A 19,422-nucleotide genomic window follows, 5' to 3' on the forward strand; every position below is an offset into this window, starting at 1 on the left:
TTACACGAGATTAAAATTTAAGACAGAAATAGGTAAAATAATAGACAAATAAAGAAAAAATTATAAGGTTTGATACAGATGAAGCTAAAAATCCCGCACGCACCCTATATTGGAAACAAAATAGCATTAGATTTATCCTCTTGTGGATTTGTTAGCATTTTGCATGGATTAGATGGAGTGAGTAAGATAGCACAAGAACTCTTGGTAAAAGACTTAGAAGAAGAGCTAAGAATTGAAGAAAAAGCAAGAGAAATTATTGAAGAAAATCTTGATGAAATTGAATTTATGCAAGCAGATGAGCACCAGCTTTTTTGGAAAGTAAAAAAGCATATCGCACAAGAAAATGATTTTAATCTTGCATGGGAAGATAGATATAATGCACTTTCTCATAAGATTTTAAATGAATTAATTGATGAAGATTTGATAGATTTTGCAGTATCTGAAACACGCGTTAAAAATGTGATTTTTAAAGCAATTGATGGCTATGTGAAAGCTTATAATGAAATTGAAGAAATCATTAGTGAAAAAATTAGTAATTATAAGCGTAAAATTGTATTTGGTAGTGAGGAATATGAGCTGATTTTTGACAAGCTTTATCAAGAAGAATTAAGAAAGAGAGGTTTTCTATAATGGATTTACAACCTGCTTTTATTTATTTAGAAAATGGAATGTATTTTGAGGCAAAGAGCTTTGGGGCGAGTGGGATTTTTGTAGGAGAGCTTGTTTTTAACACTTCTATGAGTGGGTATCAAGAGATTATTACAGATCCTAGCTATGCAGGGCAATTTATTTGTTTTACAATGCCAGAAATTGGGATTGTGGGGACAAACTCTAAAGATATGGAAGGCAAAAAGGCTTTTTGTAAGGGTATTTTGTGTCATCATTATAATGATAGATTTTCAAATTTTCGTTCCGAGCAGTCTTTGGGAGAGTTTTTAAAGGCGCAAAATATTATGGGAATTTGTGAAATAGATACAAGATTTCTTACGCAAACTTTGCGTAAAGAGGGTGCTATGATGATGATAGCCTCTAGTCAAAAACTAAGCAAAGAGGAACTGGCTCAAAAACTTAAAAGCTCCAAACGCATTGAAGAGATTAATTATATACAAGAGGTTAGCACACAAGAGCCTTATACTCATAATTTTGGCAAGTTTGATTTTGCGAGCATGGATTATTCTATACCTAAAACAGATAAGAAAATCATTGCCATAGATTTTGGGATTAAAAGGAGTATTTTAAACCAACTTGTAAATGCAGGCTTTAGCGTTGAGGTTCTTCCGCATAGTTTTAGTGCAGATTTACTAATCCAAAGATATGAGAATAAAGAGTTTGATGGAATCTTTTTGTCTAATGGGCCAGGAGATCCTAAAGTTTTAACAAAAGAAATTGCAGAAATTAAAAAATTGGTGGATAAAAAAATCCCTATTTTTGCAATTTGTTTAGGACACCAGTTATTATCTTTAGCTCATGGATATGATACTTATAAGCTAAAATTTGGACACCATGGTGGCAATCACCCAGTAAAAAATCTTCTTACACAAAGAATAGAAATCACTGCACAAAACCATAACTATTCTGTTCCAGAAAATATAGAAGAAATCGCAAAAATAACCCATAGAAATCTTTTTGATGGCACGATTGAAGGAGTTGTTTATAAAGATTCTCCTATTATCTCTTACCAGCACCACCCAGAAGCAGGTCCAGGACCTTTAGAGTCTAATGAGCTTTTTGGAGAGTTTAGAAAGTTTTTAGAAACTCTTTAATGGAGCATTTAGCAAAACTTGCTTTAGAAAAGCTAAAGGAGAGTTCTAATTTACGCTCTTTGTATGGTATAAAACATGATGGGCTTTTTGTGTATAAAAATGGCAAAAAGCTTTTAAATCTTGCTTCTAATGATTATTTAAATCTCTCAAGCAATCAAGAATTTAAACAAGAGTTTTTAGATTCTGAAATTTATAAGAAAAATTTATATTTTAGTGCCTCTTCTTCTAGAAGTCTTAGTGGGAATTTTGAAATTTTTGAAATTTTTGAAGAATTTTTAGAGAGAATTTATCATAAAAAAGCACTTTTGTTTAATAGTGGATACCATGCAAATATAGGAACAATTTCAAGCTTGGCTAGTCTTGGAAATCTTTTGTTTTTGGCGGATAAGTCTATCCATGCAAGTCATATAGATGGACTAAAATCTTTTAAAAAAGTTGCATTCAAACGCTTTTTGCATAATGATATAGAAAAATTAAAAGAACTTTTAGAAGATAATTATCAAAAATATGAAGGTATAGTGATTTTAAGTGAGGGGCTTTTTAGTATGGAGGGGGATTTTGCCCCTTTAAAAGAAATGGTTTTTTTAAAAAAACAATACCAAAATGTTTATATTTATCTTGATGAAGCTCATAGTATAGGAAGCTTTGGAAAGAATGGATATGGAGTGGCTTATGGGGAAGGAAATTTAGAGCTTTTAAAAGAAGTGGATTTTTTAGTGCTAACTTTTGGTAAAGCTTTGGGGAGTGTAGGGGCTTGTGTGCTAAGCAATCAGAGTTTTAAAGAGTATTTTTTAAATTTTGCAAGAAGCTTTATATATTCCACAGCCATTCCCCCTCTTTGTGTGGCGATGAGTTATTTTGGATTTTTGAAGCTTATAGATTTAGAGTGTAAAAGAGAGCAGTTGGCACAAAATTCATTTTTGCTCAAAAAAGAGCTTTTAGAAATTTTTCCTAAAAAGATTTTAGGCTCTTATAATATTCTTAGCATTGTTTTGGGGGGTAATGCAAGGGCAATTGCATATCAAAAGTTGCTTGAAGAGGAGGGCTATTTTATCCCCGCGATTAAATCTCCCACAGTTCCCAAAGGTAGAGAATCTCTTAGGCTTTCGCTTACAGCAGATATTCCAAAAGAGGATTTGGTGAATTTTGCCAAAGTTTTAAGGAAATTAAATAATGAAAATTTATGACAATATTAAAGATAATAAAGAAATTTTTTTATTATTTGGTGGTTTTGCTTCTCATCCTAGCCATTTTGAAGACTTTTTTGGGGAGAAAAATTTTGTTTTAGTTTATGATTATACAAGTTTGGATTTTGATGAAATTTTTTTAAAATTAAACACTCTTTTAAAAGAGAAAAAAGAGATAATTTTACTTGCTTTTTCTATGGGGATTTGGGTAGCAAATAAATTTCTCATTTTAAATAAAAATTTATCTTTTAAAATTTCTAAAATAATATCTATAAATGGAACTCCTTATGGGATAAATAATAGTTTTGGAATTCCTTATAAAATTTTCTCATTTACGGCTAAAAATTTTCAATTATCAAGCTTCAAAAAATCTCTTTTTGGGAACTCTTTAAAAAAGGCTAAAAATTTTCAATTTGCAGAGGAGGATTTGCTAAAAAAAGAGCTAGAAAATTTGCTAGAAAATTATAGTTTAGAATGTGAAATTTATGCTTTTTGGGACAGTGCGATAGTTTCTAAAAATGATTTGATTTTTCCTCCTAAAGCTCAAATTTCTTTTTGGGAAAATTATGCAAATCAAATAACAAAAAATCCGAATTTTAAAATTTCTTTTTTGGAAGCTTCGCATTTTACATTTTTTGATAGGAAACTTTTATGCGAGATTTTTTAAAAGAAAATCTAAAAACCGCCTTTTGGAGCGCAAAAGAAAGCTATGAGGATAACACTCCCATACAAGCTTGTTTGCAAGATATACTTTTGGAGCTTTTAAAAAAGCATAAGATTGATAAAACTTCTTCCCTTTTAGAGCTTGGTTGTGGGAGGGGAATTTTTTCTAAAAAACTTCAAGAATATATAGAGGTTGAGAATTTTGTAGCTTTAGATTTGGTAGATTTTAGTGAGGATTTTAAGGGTTTAAGAATAGAGTTTATTTGTGAGGATATTGAAAATCAAGATTTAATAAAAAATATTTATCAAACTAAAAATATCCAAATGCTAATTTCTAATGCGACTTTGCAATGGGTTTCTCAAAAAACTTTTTTTGCAAATCTTGCTCTGGTAGCACCAAAGGATAGCTATTTGTGTTTTGGTGTTTTTAGCAAAGGTAATTTAGAAGAGATTAGAAAGGTTTGTGGTGTGGGTTTGGAGTATTTATCTTTGCAAGATTATAAAAATATTTTAAGTAAAAATTGGCAGATTTTAGAGATTGCGCCTTTTAGCCATAAGCTTACATTCCAAAGTCCTCTTTTGGCTTTTAGACATTTGAAGTTAAGTGGGGTAAATTCTTTAAACTCTAAGTTTCATCTAGGCAAAAAACATCTTTTGGAGCTAGAAAATACTTTTTGCAATACTTTGAGCTATGAAGCTCTTTGTATCTTGGCACAAAAAAGATAACTTTTTAAGTAAAAAAATTCTAAAATTCTCTTATTTAACTAGGAGTTTTAATGATACAAAATTTGATTCCCACTGCTAAAATCTTGCGACAATCTAGCAAGGATTTTTTTAATCCGTATATGCTAAAACTTTCCTTTTTGCCTTTGGTGCTTAGTTTTCTTTTTTGGGCAGTTATTTTTTATTTTTTTGCTCCTAGTGCTTTTAGCTCACTTTTTGAAGCTTCCAAAGTGGAGTTAATGTTGGAGGGAAGTTGGTTTTCTTGGCTTCAGGGTGTTATGGATTTTGTGATTAAAATCACTCTTTTTATTTTGTTTGTGGTGGTATTTTTCTTGCTATCCATGCTTAGTAATCTTATAATTTGTGCATTTTTGGCTGAAAAAGTTGTGAAATTTGTCCATAGGACTTATTATTCACAAGTGACTATGGAGGGCAATCAAAGCTCTTTTGGTGTGGTGCTTTTTTTAATCAAAACTTATTTGTTGTATTTTTTCTTTTTGGTGCTTTTAATTCCTTTGTATTTTATTCCATTTGTGGGAGCATTTGTGGTTCTTTTTCCTAATTATTGGCTTTTTAAAAAGACGCTTATTGCAGATGTTGGGGATATGATATTTAGTAAAAACCATTTAAAAGTGGCTCAAGAGAATAGTAAAAAAGACTTAAGAAAACTTACCATATCTTTATATGCTTTAAGCCTTATTCCCTTATTAAACTTTTTTATTCCTTTTTATGCTTTGCTTGGGCTTTCGCATTTCTTTTTTGATGTTAAAAGTAAGGGTGAATAATGAATTTACAAATTGAACGCGCACTCCTTAGTTCTATTTTGTTTGATCCAGAGCTTTTAGATGAGGTTTCTGATGTCTTAGAGCCCGAGGATTTTGGTTATATAGCACATAAAAATATTTTTTATGCAATGCTTGAATTAAGAAGGCTTGATTTGCCTATTGATGAGGAATTTATTAGCAAAAAGTCTTCAAAATCGCGTCCATTTAGCGAAGAGGATTTGTTAAATATTTTAAGCACAAGTCCTATTTCTAATACAAAAGCCTATACAAAAGAGATTAAAGACAATTCTACAAAAAGAAAATTGCATACTCTAGCTTTAAAAATCAATGAAGCAAGCAACGAAGAAGACACTGAAGTTAAAGAAATCATTGATGTTTTGCAAAGTGAGCTTTATGGCATTACAAATGTGCATGAAAATAGAGAATTTAGAGAATCGCAAGAAGTGGTGGGTGCAACCTTAGCACATATTGAAAAAATGAAGCAAATGGGGAACTCCACGCTTATAGGTGTGGATACGGGCTTTCCCTCCTTAAATGATAAAACAACAGGTTTTGGCAAAGGAGATTTAATCATTGTAGCAGCGCGTCCTGCTATGGGGAAAACCACACTTGTTTTAAATATGGCACAAAAAGCACTTGATTGTGGCAAGGGAGTGGCATTTTTTAGTCTTGAAATGCCAGCAGAACAGCTAATGCTAAGAATGCTATCAGCCAAAACCTCCATCGCTTTACAGCATTTACGCTTGGGAAATCTCACAGATGAGGAGTGGCAAAATCTAAGTAAAGCAGCTGAAGAAATGGGGAGAAGCTCACTTTTTGTAGATGATAATAGTATTTTAACAATCCATCAATTACGCACAAAGCTAAGAAAAATAAAATCCAAACATCCAGAAATTGAACTAGCTATCATTGATTATTTACAGCTTATGAGCAGTGCAAATAATAAAGATAGACATCAAGAAGTAAGTGAGATAAGCCGTGGGCTTAAAATGATAGCAAGGGAGCTTGAAATACCTATTATAGCACTTTCACAGCTAAATAGAAGCCTAGAATCTAGAAGTGATAGGCGTCCTATGCTTTCAGATTTAAGAGAATCGGGATCTATTGAACAAGATGCGGATATTATTTTGTTTGTTTATAGAGATGCTGTTTATAAGCAAAAGGACGAGAAAGAAAAAGAAGAAGCTGCTAAAAAAGAGGGTAAGGAGTATAAAAGCACTTATATAGCTAAGGATGAAGAAGATGCAGAAATTATTATTGGAAAGCAAAGAAATGGTCCTACAGGAACTATCAAGCTTACATTCCATAAGCATTGCACACGCTTTGTAGATGCACAAAGCAATATTGGTGCAGTGGAGATTATTTATGAAAACACTGCTTCTCATACGCAAACAGAGTTTATTCCACCTAGTGAGCCAAATATTGATGCACCTATGATTTAAGTTTTGGTTATTTTGGGTCAAAAATTATCATTATGTGGGAGTATTTAGAGAATTTTAGCGAGGCAAATTTATAGATTAAATAAACTTTCACTAAGCTTTTAAAGAATACAATCAAAAAAGCACAATGAAATTTAGGTATGTATATGGAAATAACAAAGACAAAAACTTTTCAATTTGCTCTTTTTGCTAGCACTTCTATGACTGTGCTTGGTAGTATTGTAATAGCACCTGCAATACCGGCATTAGAGATGCATTTTTTACCCCAATCTATCCCAAATATTGATTTATTATCACGGCTTATTCTTACGCTTCCTGCTTTGTTTGTGATGCTTTTCTCTCCTCTTAGTGGATTTTTATTGGATAAATTTGGGAGGATTAAATTTTTAATCCCTGCAATGTATGCGTGGAGTATTTTTGGTGCTTTGGGGGCTTTGTGGGATAATATTTATTGGATTTTATTTACAAGGGCGATGTTTGGCATAGCCACAGCATTTGTAATGACGGCGGCTAGTGCGTTGGTAGCAGACTATTATGCAGGAGAAGATAGACAAAGAGCGCTTAGCTTGCAAGGTTTTGCTACTGCATGTGGAAGTGCTACTTTTATGGTTATTGGCGGATTCTTGGCACATTTTGGCTGGAGGTATCCTTTTGTTGTGTATGCACTTGGTGTGTTGATTGCATTGCTTGCAGCAAAATTGCTTTTTGAGCCTATAAGAGCGCAAAACTCTTTAGAAGACTATGAAGATGGAGAGTTTAAAATTTTACCTTTAGTGCCTATTTATTTTTTAGGCTTTTTTGTAATGGTTACCTATTATATTTCTCCTACGCAAATTCCTTCTTTTATGATATATAATCTTGAAATAAAAGAAGTTTATGTGGGTGTGGGAATGTCTGCTTCAGCTATCTTTTATGGACTTGCTTCGCTTTCTTATCAGAGATTGCGAAAGTTTTTTAGTATAGCTTTAATTTATGGTGTTGGATTTTTGTTAATGGGGGTGGGATTTTTATTGATCTTTTACTTTCATAGTTTTTATATGGTGCTTTTGGCACTTGTTTTGTTTGGAATTGGTGGAGGACCTATTATTGTTAATAATATTTCTACACTCATTGCCAATACAAATCCAAAACACCGTGCAAAGACTTTGGGGATTTTAAGTGCAGTAATTTATTTTGGGCAATTTGTCTCTCCTTTGCTCTCACAGCCTTTTGTAAGGGAGTTTGATATTACTTATCTTTTTATGGCTGCAGGATTGTTTTTACTTTGTTTATCGCCAATATCTTATTATATCGGATCGCATTATCATTAAAAAGGAAAAATTATGGAATATTATGGAAAAAGACATAAAAGTTTGGCTAAGGCTGTATTTAAAGAGGATTTAAAGGATATTGTAGAGGATTCTACTTGGTTGCTTATTGACATAAGAGAGGAAGAAAATTATTTGCAAGGGCATTTAAAAAATGCTAAAAATATAACCACTCAAGAAGAGTTTTATAAAATTATAAATGAAAATAAGGATAAAAAAATCTTATTAAATTGTTATTCAGGACATACTGTATCTTTAATAGGAAGTTCTTTAGTGGATGAAGGATATACAAATATTTATTTTTTAGATGAGGAAATTAGTGATTGTCTAGGAGAGGAATTCTAGGAGATATTAGTGATTTATAATATTAGTTTTTCAAATTTATAAAATATAAATGTTGCACATTTTGTTTATTAGCGTTACATTTTTTTAGAATTTTTAAAAGCAAATGGTAAAAAAATATTTAAATTCTTAAAATTTTTTTGTATTATTAAATAAGACTTTAAGTTTAAGGAGAATTATAATGATACAAAAAGCTTTGGCCTTGGCTGAAGAGTTGCAAGGTAAAATAGAAGCAAATATTTCTGCTAATGAAAAAGAATTCCACGCTAAAATGCAAAAATTACTTAATAATCCGCAAAATAAAGTGATGCTTATAGAGCTTTTAGATCGTTCTTTTAGATGTAAAGATAAAAGTGCTAGTTTTGAGCTTATAGAGCATACTTTAAATAAATATGGTATAGCGGATTTCTTTAGTGCATTTGAAAAATTCTTACTTTTTAGTTTTTTAAATTTTGGCAAATTTGCACCAAGTCTAAGTGTGCCCTTTTTTGTAAAACACTTAAGAGAAGATACTAAAGCTATGGTTTTAGATGCTAATCCTAGTATTTTAGAGCCTCATATGCGTAAAAGAAAAGAAGAAGATAAAATCACTTTAAATGTGAATTTAATTGGTGAAGAGGTTTTAGGGGAAGCGGAAAGTAAATACCGCATTCAAAAATACGAAGAAGCTTTAAAATCTAACTATATTACTTATATTTCTATTAAGATTACGACTATTTTTTCGCAAATTAATATTATTGATTTTGAATATTCTAAAGATGAGGTGGTTAAAAGACTAGATCATCTTTATAAAATAGCTTTAGAAGAAGAAAAAAAGCAAGGTGTGAGTAAATTTATCAATCTTGATATGGAAGAATTTAGAGATTTGGAATTAACCGTTGCTGCTTTTATGGAAAGTGTAGCGAAATTTGATATAAAAGCGGGTATTGTTTTACAAGCTTATATACCTGATTCTTATGAATATCTCAAAAAGCTTTTTGCGTTTTCAAAAGAAAGAGTTTTAAAGGGAATGAAGCCTATTAAAATCCGCTTTGTAAAGGGTGCAAATATGGAGAGTGAAGAAACCATAGCATCTCAAAGGGGTTGGGAACTTCCTACTTTTTATAAAAAAATAGATACAGATAGTAATTATAATAAAATGCTTGATTTTGTATTAAGTGATGATAATTATAAATACATTAACATAGGAATTGCAAGTCACAATATCTTTGAAATCGCTTATGCTTATACACGCATTGAGCAAGCAGGAGCGTTAAATTCTTTTACTTTTGAAATGCTTGAAGGTATGAGTTTGCAGTGTTCTTATGAATTGTCTAAAATGCATGATCTTATACTTTATGCACCAGTTTGCGATGAGGCACATTTTAATAATGCGATCGCCTATCTTGTAAGACGCCTTGATGAAAATACAAGCGAAGATAATTTTATGAGATATTTTTTCAATCTAAAAGTTGGGGATAGTAATTGGAATACACAAAAAGAGCTTTTCTTAAAATCAATAGAAGGCATTAAAACTCTAGATAATAGCACACACCGCACCCAAGATAGAAATAAAGCCCCAAATGCAGTAAGTGCGTATGAAAGCGGAGTGTTTAAAAATGAAAGCGATACGGATTTTATCCTAGCACAAAATAGAGCATGGGCTAAAGATATAAGAGCAAAATACGAAAATTTAGAAAACTATGATGTAATGCCTGTGATTGGGGATTTGAAATTTGATAAAAATGCTTTAAATCATATAGAAGTTAAAGATAAAATCAAAGATAGAATGATAGGAAAAGCTTATTTAGCAGGGGAAAATGAAATCAAAAAAGCACTTGAAGTAGCCAAAAATTCGGATTTTAAAACTAAAAGTTTTGATGAAATTCACGCTATTTTAGCTAGGGCTGCAAATTTAATGAGAGAACGCCGCGGGGATTTGATAGGCTTAGCTGCTTTAGAAGTGGGAAAAACATTTTTAGAAATTGATCCTGAAGTAAGCGAAGCGATTGATTTTACTGAATTTTATCCGCATTCTTTAAAGGTTTTAAGAGAACAAAATAAAAATACCAAATTTAGCCCTAAAGGCATAGGTGTAACCATAGCTCCTTGGAATTTCCCTATAGGAATTTCAGTTGGAACCATAGCAGCACCACTAGCTGCTGGAAATGTGGTGATTTATAAGCCTTCTTCACTTTCAACCTTAACAGGTTATATGCTTTGTAAGTGTTTTTGGGATGCGGGCATTAGTAAAGACGCTTTGATTTTCTTGCCTGCAAAAGGAAGCGATATTTCTAAGTATTTGCTTGTTGATCAGGCAGTTAAATTTTCTATTCTTACAGGCGGTGAAGATACGGCTTATGCTATGCTAAAATCTAACCCTACCTTGCTTTTAAGCGCTGAAACAGGCGGTAAAAATGCTACGATTGTTTCTAAATTTGCAGATCGTGATAGTGCGATTAAAAATATCATTCATTCTGCTTTTAGCAATAGCGGTCAAAAATGTTCGGCTACTTCTTTGCTTGTTTTAGAAGAAGAAGTTTATGAAGATGAAGAATTTAAAAAGACTTTAGTCGATGCTGCAGAATCTATGTCGGTAGGAAATCCATATGATTTTAAAAATAAACTAGGCACCTTAGCAGATAAACCAAGTGCTAAAGTGCAAAAAGCATTAAATGAATTAGCCCCTTATGAAGAATGGGCTTTAAAACCTAAATTTTTAAATGACAATCCTTATTTGATGACACCAGGGATAAAATATGGCACTAAGAAAGGCGATTTTACACATATGAATGAACTTTTTGTGCCGATTTTAAGTGTAATGAAAGCTAAAGATTTAAAAGAAGCCATTGAGATTGTAAATTCCACAGGTTATGGCTTAACAGCAGGATTTGAAAGTTTAGACGAAAGAGAGTGGGAGTATTTTCACACTCATATAGAAGCAGGAAATATTTATATCAATAAGCCAACCACCGGTGCTATCGTGCTTCGTCAGCCTTTTGGTGGGATTAAAAAATCAGCCATTGGAAATGGTAGAAAAGTGGGAATTTATAATTACATCACACAATTTTTAATTATTGAACAAAATGAGTGTGATGAGAATTTAAAACAGAGTGATTTTGCTAAAAAGTTAGAAACAATAAACCAAAACAGAGAGGCTATTGCAAAAGCCATTAAAATGGCAAAATCTTACACTTATCATTACAATAATGAATTTAGCAAGGCCAAAGATTATGTAAATATCCGTGGGGAGGATAATCTTTTCTCTTATACGCCTATTAAAGATATGGCATTTAGACTTTGTGGAAATGAAAATTTAGAAGATATTTTAGGCGTAATTTTAGGAGCAAATATTGCTAAAGTAGATCTAACAATTAGCTATGAAACATATAAAAATATAGAAGAAGTTAAAGAAATCTCCCAAAAAATTGGCACTAAAGTATCCTTTGAGTGCGAAAGTGAGGGAGATTTCATCAAAAAGATTAAAGATTATGAAAGAATCCGCTATTTAGCAAATCCTAGCATGGAAGATGCAATCTATAAAGAAGCAGCAAGCCATGCTAAGATTATCCTAAGGGATAAGCCATTGTTAAATGGTCGTTTTGAGCTTTTAAATTATTTTAATGAAAAATCTCTAAGTATATCTTTCCATCGCTATGGAAATTTAGGCATTAGAGCCATCAATACTAATTAATAAGGAGTAACATGGAAGTAGTAACAATTAATACCCCTATTGCGATTATGTTTGTAGCTTATTCTCTTTTAATGCTATCTATTGGTTTTTATTTTTATAGACAAAATAAAAGCACAGAAGATTATTTTTTAGGTGGGCGATCTTTAGGTCCTGTGGTTTCTGCACTTAGTGCGGGAGCTTCTGATATGAGTGGTTGGCTTTTAATGGGATTACCAGGTGCTTTATATGCAAGTGGATTTATTGAGAGCTATATTGCCATAGGGCTTAGCATTGGAGCTTTGCTAAATTGGAGCTTTGTGGCAAAAAGACTTAGGATTTATACAAGTGTGATTGCAGATTCAATTACAATACCTGATTATTTTGAAACAAGATTTGATGATGATAAACATATTTTGCGCGTAGTTTGTGCGATTGTAATTTTGATATTTTTTACCTTTTATGTTTCATCAGGGCTTGTAGGTGGAGCAAAACTTTTTGAAGCAACTTTTGGCATAAGATATGATTATGCACTTACCACAGGGACTCTTATTATCGTAGCCTATACTTTTTTGGGTGGATATAAGGCAGTTTGTTGGACAGATATGCTTCAAGGACTTTTGATGATGGGTGCATTAATTATTGTTCCTATTGTAATGCTTTATCATTTAGGTGGATTTAGTGAGGCAATGAGTATAGTAAAAGAGATAAAGCCACAAGCTTTATCTATGGGTGAGGGCATAGGGGCTTTAAGTATTATCTCGGCACTTGCTTGGGGCTTAGGATATTTTGGGCAACCACATATTTTAGTGCGTTTTATGTCTATTCGCTCCACTAAAGATATTCCCACAGCCACATTTGTGGGAATTTCGTGGATGGTAGTTTCTTTGGTGGGTGCTTGTTTTATAGGGATTTTGGGAATTGCTTATGTGTATAAATTTGAGCTAAGTTTGCAAGATCCTGAAAAGATTTTTATTGTGATGTCGCAACTTTTATTTAATCCTTGGATAGCAGGTATTTTACTCTCTGCAATTTTGGCTGCTATTATGAGCACAGCAAGTTCTCAACTTCTTGTTTCAAGCTCTACTATTGCAGAAGATTTTTATAAAAGGATTTTTAATAAAGAAGCTTCTAATAAGACTGTTATGAATTTGGGAAGAATTGGGGTTTTATTGGTGGCATTGGTTGCTTTTGTGATTTCAACAGACAAAGATTCTAGCGTTTTAAGTATTGTAGCTTATGCATGGGCAGGATTTGGAGCAAGTTTTGGTTCAGTAATGCTATTTTCTTTATTTTGGAGCAGAATGACAAGACTTGGAGCAATTGCGGGAATGGTTAGCGGGGCTTTAATGGTTGTGCTTTGGAAAAAATATTTAGCAGAGTTTTTTGGACTTCCTCTTTATGAGATTGTTCCAGGGTTTGTAGTGGCTTCTTTGATGATTATTATTGTAAGTCTTTTAAGTAATGTTCGCCCAGGAACTAAAGCTGCTTATGAAAGAATGCTAAAAGAACTTTAAAATTGTTCTATAAAATGAGGATATTTTTCTAAATATCCTCTATAAACTCTTTCTTTGTTTTCATCTAAATTTAACTGATAAAGCCTAAAAATAACTTTGATGTTTTTGGGTTGTCATAATTCTTCATAGCTATATTGATAACACATATTCAGCTTACGCATAACTTTACCACTTGCGATATTTTTTACATCGTGAGTTGCACTAATATAAGGGATTTTATCTTCTTTTAGTTTTTCTATAAGTTTTTTTGCAGCTTCGCTTATCAAGCCTTGATTCCAAAATTCCTTTTTGATAGCATATCCAAAATCGTTATTATCATGATTATTGTGAAAATGCAAATAGCCTATGGGCTTGTTGTCTTCTTTTAGGCAAATGGCGTATCTATAAAAATCTTTATCTTGATTAGTTTGTAGATAAAAATTTTCTAAATAAGTTTTTGTTTGTTCTAAACTTTCAAATACAAACCAAGGCAAAAAGCGATTAACAATTTTATCGCTTAGAATTTCAAATAAGGCTTTAGTGTCGTTCGTTTCAAATTTTCTTAAAATAAGCCTTTTTGTTTCTAGCATTTTAAGGTTTTTGGATTAAAAATCTAAGTGTTGGGCCATCTTGATTGATTTCTAAAACTTTATAGCCATGGTTTTTTGCATCTTGGGGTATAGAATTAATGCTTTGGGGACAATCACAAAGCACTTCTAAAATTTCTCCACTTTTTAATTGAGGCAATGCTTCTAAAGTAGCAATAGCAGGATAAGGACAAGCCTCACCTTCTAAATTGAGTGTATAAGTTATTTTCATAATTTCTCCTTATAAATTCCAAAGTTGATTGCGGTATTGCGTTTCTTTTTCTAAGTAAGTTTTGTGATTTTCTTGTAAGTTTTTAAACTCCTTAGTATCGCCAAAGACTTTTTGAAAATTTTTATCGCCTAATTTGCTTAAAAAATGGTAGGCTTGATAAAGTTCTAAAGATTTTAAATTGCTATTTTGCTCTTTGGTATAAAAATCTATACTTTGTTTAGCTGTATTTATAGCATAATTTAATCTTTCTGATTTGTCTTCTTTGGTTTTTAAACTTTCATTTGTGGAAGCTAGAAGATAATAAGCTTTGTAAATACTGCTTTTTAATGAGGGGCGGATATTAGGAAGATTTGTCATTGTATCATAAAGAGCAGTAGCTTTTTGAAGCTCCTTTGCGTCTTTGTTCTTTATGGCATTTTTGGTAAAAATTCCTATTTTATTGTGTAAAATAAGCAGTTCATAATCACAAGCTTTCGCTTCTTTGTTTAGACAGGCATTTTGGTATTGCTTTTCAAAGCTATTAAGCTCTTCTAAAGAGTTTGCTTGCGAGATACAAGCTTCTATTAAACCTTTCTTGCAATATTTTTCATCTATATTCTTTGCATTTTCTTTTCCTTGATATACAAGGATAGTTTCGCTTTGATAATCGCTAAAAAGATCTGCATAAGCAGAGGAGGCTAAAAAAAGTGCAGGTAAAATAAATTTATGTATTTGCATAGTTTTTCCTTTGGTTAAATTTTGCAAAAAAATATCTTTTATACATTAAGACTAAAGCAAACATTAATCCAAAAAGAAATAGATTAATGCTAAAGCCACCTAAATTACCAAATTCTGTTAAAAGATTAATTTTAGCACCACTTTTAAAAGCGGTGGGTAAAAAATCATAAGTTAAAGCCAAAATCATTGTTCCTAGGATATTAGCAACCCCCACAATCATAAAATGGCTTTGTCCCTCGCATGCTCTATAAGTCCAACCACATTCACAACCTCCTGCAAATACAATTCCAAAACCAAATAAAAATGCTCCTAGTGCTACAGCAGGGCTTAGCTCAATCACTTTGCTAGAGTTTCCACCCAAAATAAAAGCAAAAGCAATGAGGGAGGCAATTACCATACCAAGAATTGCACCTTTTATAGCATTATCTCTGCCAAATAAAAATAAATCTCTAAAGCAAGAGGTAAAGCAAATTTGTCCGCGTGCGATGATAAAGCCAAATGTAAAGCCAAAAATGAGTGCTAAGGCTAGTAGGCTTTGTTTGTTTGCTAAAGTGATATTGCCATTTGTGCTTAGAAGATAAGCCACCCAAAATAAAAATGCAATAAAAATTGCACTGCCTAAAACAAAATGAAGCCTTGCTCTGCCTTGCTGTTTGATAAGAGAGCAGTTTTCTTTATCAGTGCGGATAAGTTTGGCTTTGGGTTTAAAAAGAGGGAGATTGCAAACTTTTACCGCTAGATAAATCCCAAAAACCATAAAAATAGTAAAAAGCCAAGTGTGTAAAGAAAAATAGGGTAAGCCTGTAAAAAAGTCTGCTAAATTACAACCAAAGGCCAATCTTGCACCATAACCAGAAAGAAGTCCGCCTATTATAGCTTGGATGATTCTAATTTTGCTAGCAGGGAGGCGAAATTTTACTTTATTTGCCCAAAGTGCTGCAACAATAGCTCCTATAAACATACCTATAAGCATAACTCCATCGCTTCTTGTTAGAGGAGTTCCACTTAAATTTTGTATTTTATAATAAGAATACCCTTCTAAATCCATTCCAAAAAGCTCTAAGAATTCACCGCCCCAGCGCGTCATTTCGCCAGTTACAGCCCAAACGCCACCAAAAATTCCAAAATACACCGCACTTAAAATTCCAAGCGCTATTAAAGATTTGGAATTGTCCCAAAAGTTGATTAAATATTTTTGTTTAAAAGAATGCATAAAAAAGTCCTGATGTTAATGTATTTTGTCAAACCTTGACACAAAAAGTGCAATTATATATTTTCTAAAAAATTTTGTCAAAAATTTTTAGGCTCCAAGATGAGGTGTGTAAATTTAAAATAAGGATAAAAGTTTGCAAGGAGAGGGAATGTAAAGGGTAAAATATAAAAAATTTAATGAAAATTTGGGGGCAAAGCCCCAAAAACAAGGAGATTAAACAAGCCCTCTTTTAGAGGGGGGCAGATTATTAAAACCTGTATTTTAATCCGATATTTCCACTTAGATAGGTTTCATTTTTGGAATCTATTTTGCCTGCCAAGATTTGCTTAGCACCTACGCCAATATTTAAGCTTAAATCATTGTTTAGATCCATATTGCCACCTATGAGAAGTTGTCCATAAGTCTTTTTCTTGTCATCTCCTGCGATTTTAAAGGTAGTGTTTGAGCCTACAAAACTTCCTACATAATCGTTTCCGTTATTGATGATGTATTGTTCTAACTTTGGAGTGGCATAAAAATAAGAAGAGCTATTAAGATATTTTCTTAATTCCACACCTAGTTCCAAACTTGCAGAATTGTTTGTGTTTTTATGCACATTTTGTGCTAGGATTGTGCCTTTCTCTGAGTAGCTAGGAGTTTTGGTATAGTAGTAGTTTGCACCCACAAATGGTTTTACAAACAGACCCTCATTAAAGCTAAATACCTTACCTACATTAGCAGAAATTCCAAAAAATCTTCTGTTAAAATCTGAAGAGTTTGTGCCTAAGTATGTGTGGATATCTTGATTGGTTTTGCCAATTTGTCCAAAGATTTTAAAGTTTGTTTCAAAATCGTTAGGAAGTTTGATGAGAGAATACAAGCCTAGTTGGAAATTATCAGAATCTTGTTTTAAGTTATTGTCTTTCAAACTTGCATCTGCATAAGTGAAATAAGCACCCAAAAGCACACTTTCATTAATATTTTTATCGGCACCTATGCTAATTCCATACACTCCGCCACTATTGCCATCAATAATATTTGCTCCTCCAAATACATTTGCCCATACGCTATTGTTATAGCTTTCATAATAATCATATTTTGCATCTGTCGCCAAAGAAGCAAAGTAGGTCTTAGAATAAGGATTGTTAAACTTTGCAAATCTTCCACCAATAGCCATATCATTAGAGATATTTACAGCACTGATTGCAGAGCTTGATCCATTAGAACTAGAAGCTACATTTTTAGCATTATCTCTTGTAGATTTAAAGAAATTATTATTGGTAATTACACTTAGGATTTTGCCTGCATCGTGCTTGGTGCTTGCAATAGAGTCTAAAATCCCATATGATTCGTTGATATTTCCAGAATTGCTAATAGCATTTGACATACTTACAAGATTATTAGAATCAAGTAATAGCCCAGCTGTTAAAGTTTGATTTTTATTTTTTAATGAATTTATAGAGTGGTTAGCTACTTGAGAATTGCCTCCAGCCATAATTGCGCCTAAAAGTTTATTGATATTTGTCTCATTGGCAACATTTGTTAGGGCTGTGCTTCTTTTTTCTAAGTCTTTAGAAGCATTGGCTAGGTTATTTGCTAGGTTTGTGGCTGTATTTAGTTCAGCTTTGGCACTAGATTCGGCTTTTTTGGCTTCATTTAGGGCAGTTCGCGCTACTTCCAAAGCTTTTTTATTTTCTTCAGTTTTGTTTTTGTTGTAAGTATCTTGAGCTGTATTAAATGCAACTTCTTTATCTTTGGTGATATTTTGTGCTTGCATGTAAGCAGTATTTTTATCTCCCTTATCCTTATCTGCTTCTGTTTTGGCATTATCAATTTTTATTTTGGCAGCATCTACAAGAGTTTTTTCTGTAATTGCTTTGCTTTTTAAAAGTTCTAGCATTTCTTTTTTGTCAAGCCCTTTTGCTTCTCCATTGACATAAAGAATTTTGCCATCTTTTGAAAGGGCAAGTGTGTAATCAAGTCCCAAAGCAGTTGTTAAAGCAGAGCCATCTACATCTGCCCCAGCACTACCTTTTGTAAAGATATTTAGTTCATATTTGCCTGCTTCTAGCAAGTTTTTATTGGTGAGTAAATCTTTAATATCTGTAGAGTAAGAGATTTTATCAATAGAATTATTTGAGCCTTGTTCTATTGGATTTGAAGTGAATTTGCCACCTACTTGGACTAAATCAAATTTGCCCACAAGATTTTTTGTGTCTTCTAGACTAAATTTAGTATTTTTAATATCTGCATTACCTTTAACCTTAATTGTATTATTAGCAAGCGTAATGCTATTGGCTCCGCTATTTAATGTAAAGTTTTTTCCAATAGAGATGTTGGAATATTTTGAAATGAGTTCTAAATCTTTAGCGGTAAAATTTCCTGTTGTAGTCAAAAAGCCACTGTTAAGTTCAAATTCTCCTCCATTGGTTAGAGTGATGTTATTAGCATTCATTTTTCCATTTTTGTGGATAGCTATTTCTGCTTTATTGGTTAATTCTAAATCTTTCAAATTGAGTTGCCCATTATTTACCAAAACGCCCGAATTGGATTCTAGTGTAGTTTTGCCATTAACATCCAGTTTTGAATCATAAACTATCAATCCCGCTTGACTTTTAAGTAATAATGCAGAATCTGTATTGCTTAAGCCTGTAATTTTAGAGTTTTTTCCTACTAACAGTAAAGTTTGGTTGGCTCCATCGCCTATAATTGTGCTTTTGGAGCTTATTTCAAATCCATAGGCAGAGCTTGTATCAATTTTATCTATATTGATTAGTTTTGCTCCTCCAAAATTTGCATCTTTTTTAATAGTGATTGTATGATCTTTAGAGCCTTCAATTTTAATATCTTTTACTCCAAGGGAATCTTTTGTAAAATCATAATTGATTTCAGAATCTGCTTTTAAAAGCTCTGCATCCTTTTTTGTGGTATAGTTACCATCTTTTTTGACAGATTCAAAGTTTTTATCAAAGTTTGTCTTGTCGCTGATAGTTGCAGCATTGACACCAACACTCAAAAAAGCAAGCCCCACAAGTGCACGACTTGCAATAACGGATAATTTTGTCATTTTTACTCCTTAAAATTAATATCAATCATAGAATTGATAGTTACATAGTATAGGTTATAAAATTAATTATGACTTATAAAAATAAATCATAAAAAATAAAAAATCTTAAAATTCATGTAAAATGTCCTTAAAAGTTCGTATTATAGGTAGTTTTACTGTATTGGCGGGGGGGGGGGGGGGAATTTTTTTGGTTTTTTCAAAAAAGAAACTTTTTTTCCCAAAAAATTTTTTTTTTGGGTGTTTATGGCCTGTTCTTTTTTACCCCTCCCCACC

Annotated in this window: 16 protein-coding genes; 11 read left to right on the forward strand and 5 right to left on the reverse strand. The window is 32.3% G+C overall.

Going from position 1 to position 19,422, the window contains the following annotated elements; translation table 11 throughout:
• The first annotated feature begins 78 nt into the window (after window positions 1–78).
• The 11 genes from B6S12_RS08090 to putP all read left to right on the forward strand — a co-directional run bounded on the left by B6S12_RS08090 (window position 79) and on the right by putP (window position 13,375).
• Window positions 79–630, forward strand: coding sequence for a DUF507 family protein (locus tag B6S12_RS08090; protein WP_111230294.1), 552 nt, complete (start codon window positions 79–81; stop codon window positions 628–630).
• Window positions 630–1,763: a glutamine-hydrolyzing carbamoyl-phosphate synthase small subunit gene (carA, locus tag B6S12_RS08095; RefSeq protein ID WP_181451012.1), complete on the forward strand. Its 1,134-nt coding sequence runs from the start codon at window positions 630–632 to the stop codon at window positions 1,761–1,763. Before B6S12_RS08090 ends, carA begins: the two co-directional genes overlap by 1 nt.
• The gene (locus tag B6S12_RS08100) at window positions 1,763–2,950 is read left to right on the forward strand and encodes an aminotransferase class I/II-fold pyridoxal phosphate-dependent enzyme (RefSeq protein WP_111230296.1); all 1,188 of its coding nucleotides are present in this window, start codon (window positions 1,763–1,765) and stop codon (window positions 2,948–2,950) included. The genes carA and B6S12_RS08100 overlap by 1 nt, the downstream gene beginning before the upstream one ends.
• Window positions 2,937–3,617, forward strand: a complete 681-nt coding sequence (locus B6S12_RS08105) for a pimeloyl-ACP methyl esterase BioG family protein (RefSeq protein WP_111230297.1) — start codon at window positions 2,937–2,939, stop codon at window positions 3,615–3,617. Before B6S12_RS08100 ends, B6S12_RS08105 begins: the two co-directional genes overlap by 14 nt.
• Complete coding sequence (locus B6S12_RS08110; RefSeq protein WP_111230298.1) at window positions 3,602–4,339, forward strand: SAM-dependent methyltransferase; 738 nt, start codon at window positions 3,602–3,604, stop codon at window positions 4,337–4,339. The genes B6S12_RS08105 and B6S12_RS08110 overlap by 16 nt, the downstream gene beginning before the upstream one ends.
• A gap of 50 nt (window positions 4,340–4,389) precedes the next feature.
• Window positions 4,390–5,121 carry an EI24 domain-containing protein gene (locus B6S12_RS08115; protein WP_111230299.1) on the forward strand — a complete coding sequence of 244 codons (732 nt, stop codon included), beginning with the start codon at window positions 4,390–4,392 and terminating at the stop codon, window positions 5,119–5,121.
• Window positions 5,121–6,563 carry a replicative DNA helicase gene (locus B6S12_RS08120; protein WP_111230300.1) on the forward strand — a complete coding sequence of 481 codons (1,443 nt, stop codon included), beginning with the start codon at window positions 5,121–5,123 and terminating at the stop codon, window positions 6,561–6,563. Before B6S12_RS08115 ends, B6S12_RS08120 begins: the two co-directional genes overlap by 1 nt.
• A gap of 143 nt (window positions 6,564–6,706) precedes the next feature.
• On the forward strand, window positions 6,707–7,870 hold the full coding sequence (locus tag B6S12_RS08125; RefSeq protein ID WP_245892618.1) for an MFS transporter: 1,164 nt from the start codon (window positions 6,707–6,709) through the stop codon (window positions 7,868–7,870).
• Window positions 7,871–7,882: 12 nt separating this feature from the next.
• Window positions 7,883–8,212, forward strand: a complete 330-nt coding sequence (locus B6S12_RS08130; protein WP_111230302.1) for a rhodanese-like domain-containing protein — start codon at window positions 7,883–7,885, stop codon at window positions 8,210–8,212.
• A 178-nt stretch (window positions 8,213–8,390) separates the two neighbouring features.
• Complete coding sequence (locus B6S12_RS08135; protein ID WP_111230303.1) at window positions 8,391–11,882, forward strand: proline dehydrogenase family protein; 3,492 nt, start codon at window positions 8,391–8,393, stop codon at window positions 11,880–11,882.
• An 11-nt stretch (window positions 11,883–11,893) separates the two neighbouring features.
• Window positions 11,894–13,375 (forward strand): sodium/proline symporter PutP, encoded by a 1,482-nt coding sequence (gene putP / locus B6S12_RS08140; protein ID WP_111230304.1) that lies wholly within the window; start codon window positions 11,894–11,896, stop codon window positions 13,373–13,375.
• A 113-nt stretch (window positions 13,376–13,488) separates the two neighbouring features.
• Here putP and B6S12_RS08145 read toward each other — a convergent pair whose 3' ends face one another.
• From B6S12_RS08145 to B6S12_RS11490, 5 genes are all read right to left on the reverse strand, one after another.
• Window positions 13,489–13,944 (reverse strand): GNAT family N-acetyltransferase, encoded by a 456-nt coding sequence (locus B6S12_RS08145; protein WP_220083645.1) that lies wholly within the window; start codon window positions 13,942–13,944, stop codon window positions 13,489–13,491.
• 1 nt (window position 13,945) lies between these two features.
• Window positions 13,946–14,173 (reverse strand): sulfurtransferase-like selenium metabolism protein YedF, encoded by a 228-nt coding sequence (yedF, locus tag B6S12_RS08150; RefSeq protein WP_111230305.1) that lies wholly within the window; start codon window positions 14,171–14,173, stop codon window positions 13,946–13,948.
• Between the two features lie 9 nt (window positions 14,174–14,182).
• Window positions 14,183–14,890 (reverse strand): hypothetical protein, encoded by a 708-nt coding sequence (locus B6S12_RS08155; RefSeq protein ID WP_111230306.1) that lies wholly within the window; start codon window positions 14,888–14,890, stop codon window positions 14,183–14,185.
• Window positions 14,877–16,103: a selenium metabolism membrane protein YedE/FdhT gene (gene yedE, locus B6S12_RS08160; protein WP_111230307.1), complete on the reverse strand. Its 1,227-nt coding sequence runs from the start codon at window positions 16,101–16,103 to the stop codon at window positions 14,877–14,879. Before yedE ends, B6S12_RS08155 begins: the two co-directional genes overlap by 14 nt.
• A 247-nt stretch (window positions 16,104–16,350) precedes the next feature.
• Window positions 16,351–19,149, reverse strand: coding sequence for an autotransporter domain-containing protein (locus B6S12_RS11490; protein WP_245892619.1), 2,799 nt, complete (start codon window positions 19,147–19,149; stop codon window positions 16,351–16,353).
• Between the last annotated feature and the right edge of the window lie 273 nt (window positions 19,150–19,422).

Origin of the sequence: Helicobacter valdiviensis (assembly GCF_003245365.1) — a bacterium.
In the GTDB taxonomy this organism is placed as follows: domain Bacteria; phylum Campylobacterota; class Campylobacteria; order Campylobacterales; family Helicobacteraceae; genus Helicobacter_D; species Helicobacter_D valdiviensis.